The organism is Mitsuaria sp. WAJ17, assembly GCF_014174515.1.
Taxonomy (GTDB): Bacteria; Pseudomonadota; Gammaproteobacteria; order Burkholderiales; family Burkholderiaceae_C; genus Roseateles_B.
Map to the genome: position 1 here is coordinate 1 of NZ_JACJUG010000071.1, position 3,538 is coordinate 3,538.

Annotated in this window: 4 protein-coding genes and 1 pseudogene; 1 reads left to right on the forward strand and 4 read right to left on the reverse strand. The window is 72.1% G+C overall.

Translation table 11 applies throughout. The features are described 5' to 3' along the window. On the forward strand, window positions 1-371 hold a 371-nt coding region (locus H5407_RS23325; RefSeq protein WP_220800760.1), incomplete at its 5' end, for a hypothetical protein. On the opposite strand, the gene H5407_RS23330 is transcribed toward H5407_RS23325, so the two are convergent. The 4 genes and pseudogenes from H5407_RS23330 to H5407_RS24560 all read right to left on the reverse strand — a co-directional run. After that, window positions 284-1,318 (reverse strand): NAD-dependent epimerase/dehydratase family protein, encoded by a 1,035-nt coding sequence (locus tag H5407_RS23330; protein WP_310737696.1) that lies wholly within the window; start codon window positions 1,316-1,318, stop codon window positions 284-286. The genes H5407_RS23325 and H5407_RS23330 overlap by 88 nt on opposite strands. Further along, window positions 1,315-2,265 carry a glycosyltransferase family 4 protein gene (locus H5407_RS23335; RefSeq protein ID WP_183106884.1) on the reverse strand — a complete coding sequence of 317 codons (951 nt, stop codon included), beginning with the start codon at window positions 2,263-2,265 and terminating at the stop codon, window positions 1,315-1,317. Before H5407_RS23335 ends, H5407_RS23330 begins: the two co-directional genes overlap by 4 nt. Next, the gene (locus tag H5407_RS23340; RefSeq protein WP_220800761.1) at window positions 2,189-3,364 is read right to left on the reverse strand and encodes a glycosyltransferase family 9 protein; all 1,176 of its coding nucleotides are present in this window, start codon (window positions 3,362-3,364) and stop codon (window positions 2,189-2,191) included. The genes H5407_RS23335 and H5407_RS23340 overlap by 77 nt, the downstream gene beginning before the upstream one ends. Beyond that, window positions 3,361-3,538: pseudogene (locus H5407_RS24560) on the reverse strand (glycosyltransferase family 2 protein); the annotation flags it as partial. The pseudogene H5407_RS24560 and the gene H5407_RS23340, both read right to left, overlap by 4 nt.

The window sequence follows — 3,538 nt, forward strand, 5'->3', positions numbered from 1 at the left end:
TGTGGCCCGAGCTGCCTGGCCTGGCCGCCGGCGTCGGCCTGCCGGTGCTGAGCACGCCGCTGGCCGAGCTGCAGGCCCTGCCGCCCCGGCCCGGCCTTCGCGTCACGTCGAGCGTGGAGGCCATGGCGCAGGCGCTTGACGCCCTGCTGAAGCGGCCGCGGGCCGTGCCGTCGAAACAGGCCCTGGCCGCCCAGGCGCGCTGCATGCGGGCGCGGGAGCGGGCGCTGGTCCGGGCCCTCACCGGACTGCTGACCAGCGCCCGGCATGCGGAACAGTCCGGTGCTCAGCAGGCCCCGCCCTCGGCCGTTCCAAGGCCCGGCGACATCGTCACTGGCGCCTCCGGCGGCAGCGCCAGCCGCGCGCGGAAGTAGCTCACCGTGAGAGCCAGGCCATCGTCCAGCCCGACCTCGGGCCACCAGCCCAGGCGCTGCCGGGCCAGGCGGATGTCGGGCCGGCGCCGGCGCGGATCGTCCGGCGGCAGCGGCCGGAGCACCAGCGGCGAGGCGCTGCCGATCAGGGCCTGCACCCGAGCGGCCAGCTCGACCATATGGCACTCGCTGGGATTGCCCAGGTTCACCGGCCCTGGCCAGCCACTCTCCATGAGGGCGCACAGGCCGCGCACCGTATCGTCCACGTAGCAGAAGCTGCGGGTCTGGAGACCGTCGCCGTAGAGCGTGATGGGCTCGCCCTGCAGCGCCTGCACGATGAAGTTGCTGACCACCCGACCGTCCCCCGGGCGCAGGCGCGGGCCATAGGTGTTGAAGAGGCGGGCGATGCAGACGTCCGTCCCGTACTGCTGAGCATAGGCCACCAGCATGGCCTCGGCGCAGCGCTTGCCCTCGTCGTAGCAGGCACGCGGACCGACCGGGTTGACGTGGCCCCAGTGCGACTCCTGCTGCGGGTGTTCCAGCGCATCGCCGTAGACCTCGCTGGTGGAGGCCTGCAGCAGCCGGGCTCCGCTGCGGCGCGCCAGCTCAAGCAACTGCCAGACGCCCAGCGTGCTGGCCAGCACGGTCTGCACCGGGATGCGCTGATAGTGGGCCGGGCTTGCAGGGCAGGCCAGGTTGAAGATGCGGCTCACGCCCTCGGCCTCCCGCGGAGGCGGACTGCAGACGTCATAGCGCAGGAAGCGGAAACGGGGCGCATCGAGCATCGACGCCAGGTTCTGCAGATCGCCGCTGATGAGGTTGTCCACCGCCAGCACCTCGCAGCCGCGCTGCAGCAGACGCTCGCACAGGTGGCTGCCGACGAAGCCGGCTGCACCGCACACCAGCACGCGCTCACCGCTCGCCAGAGGCCTCGGCGGCGCCCCGCTCACTGGCTGGCCTCCCGGAAGAGCTGCATCCAGTCCGCCACGAAGCGATCGATGCCAAAGCGGTCGCGCGCCATCTGCTGGCCGGCCCGGCCCCAGCGTGCAGCCAGTGCCGGGTCCTCCAGCAGGGCCTGCATGGCCTCAGCCAGGCTTTCGGGTCGGGTATCGATGAAGCCGTTCTCACCGCTGCGAATGACGGTGGACAGCTCCGTCGTCGCCAGGCCCACCACCGGCATCCCCATCAGCAGGGCCTCGACCAGGGCCAGGCCCAGGCTGGTGTAGCGGACGGGATGGAAGAAGAAGCGATGGGCGGCCATCAGGCGCGGCAGCTGCAGTTGGCCGACCTCGCCCAAGCCGCCCGGCAGCACCTCGCTGCCCATGCCGGCCAGGCTCATGGGCAGGCGCTGCTGCATCTGCTGGTAGAGGTCCGCGCCCAGGCGCCGACCGCGCCGCGCGAGGTGATTGACCACCACCAGGCCGCGCGCCTGCTCGCCCTCCCAGGTCCGCTCGTCCAGCAGTCGCACGCCGTGCTCGATCACGCGCACCGGGCAGCGGCCCGGGTCCCACATCAGTGCATTGAAGGGGGTGACGTGGACCAGCAGGGTGTGCGGATCGTCGGCCCAGTGCAGGGTGTTGGTGGGATGCTGCTGGGGCGGATCGTGCTCCAGCACGATGCGGGGCAGCGCCTGCTGGGCGGGGCTGAGCCAGCGCGGGCGGTCCTCGTCCCAGGCCTGGCGGGACTGGTACAGCACGGCGTCGAAGCGCATTCCCGGCAGGGCATGCACTGGTGCGTCGTGCACGTTGTCGCCCCAGGGCAGGACGCCGCAGCGGCCGCAGCGTTGGGGGCTGTCGTCAGAGTCCTTCAGCAGGTAGAAGTCATGCGGCACCTGGGAGAGGTTGTAGAGGTAGTTGCCGTGCACGTGCCAGGTGAGGATGCGCAGTCGTCGCGTCATGGTCGAGTCCTTCGGCAAGAGGTCGCGAGCCGCCGCTCAGGGGCGGCAGCTCGAGCAGGTGCTGAAGCGCGGCCAGCACCTCGTAGACGCTCAGAGCATGGGCGCAGCCATGCCCCGTGGGGCACTGCGGATGGGCGCAGGGCCGGCAGGGCGCGGGCTTGCTGAGCACACGGTTGAGCTGCGGGTCGGGCGGCGCCCAGCGCTGCACGTCGCCCCCGCTGGAGACGATGAGGCTGGGCACGCGCAGGGCCGCCGCGATGTGGGACACGCCGGTGTCGTTGGCGATCAGGCAGCGGGCCGAGGCGATCAGCGCGCCCAGGGTCCAGAGGGTGGTGAGGCCGACCAGGTTGACGCAGGGCGCACTCATCATCGAAGCCAGCCGCAAGCCCAGGGGCTGCTCGGCGGCGGAGCCGCTCAGCACGATGCGGTAGCCGGCGTCGTGCAAGGCGTCGGCCACGGCGGCGAAGCGCTGGGCCGGCCAGCGCCGCGAGGCCAGTTGGGCACCGGCATGCAGGCAGACATAGGGCAAACCGTCGGCCAGTGCCGGGCACAGCTGGAGCAGGTTCTGGCGGTCCGTCTCGCGCAGCGGAAACTCCAGGCCCTCATCGACCACCGGCAGGCCCAGGTGCCGGCACAGCGCCAGCAGGCGCTGGCTCTCGTGCCCCTGCTCGGGCCAGTTGCAGAAGCGTTCCTCCTGGCCTGGGGGCACCCAGGCCCCCGAGCGGTGAAAGCCCGCGCACAGGCGCGCGCCCAGCAGGCTCACCAGGCCGTTGCTCGCCTCGCCGCTGCCCTGCAGTTGCACGGCCAGATCGAGTCGCTGGCGCTGCATGTCAGCCAGGAAGGCGGGCACCCGCTCGGCGTTCAGCGCCTGCTCGGGCAGGCCGGGCCAGCCGGGGATGCCCATCCAGTTGTCCAGGACCTCGACGCGGGCCACGTACTCCTGTGCCCAGGGCAGGCCCAGCAGCGTGATGCCAGCCTCGGGAAAGCCGGCACGCAGCGCACGCAGGGCCGGCCCCGCACAGATGAGGTCACCCAGGCCGAGGGCCCGCAGCACCACGATGCGCTGCACGGGTCCCGGCAGGCTCGGGGAAGGGTTCATAGGAAGAGGACCCGGAAATGCAGGGCGCCGCGCAGGCGCCAGTAGACCGACAGGAAGGGGATCAAGGCCGAGGTCAGCAAGACCTCGCAGACATGGGCCGGATGGCGCGCCGTGGGCCGCAGCCGCCGCCAGGCCAGGCCCAGCACCAGGCCCAGGGCGGGCGCCGCGCACAGC

Excerpts from the sequence above, each read along its gene's own strand:
- H5407_RS23335 (WP_183106884.1), bottom strand. The coding sequence starts at position 2,265 with ATGACGCGACGACTGCGCATCCTCACCTGGCACGTGCACGGCAACTAC.
- H5407_RS23340 (WP_220800761.1), bottom strand. The coding sequence starts at position 3,364 with ATGAACCCTTCCCCGAGCCTGCCGGGACCCGTGCAGCGCATCGTGGTG.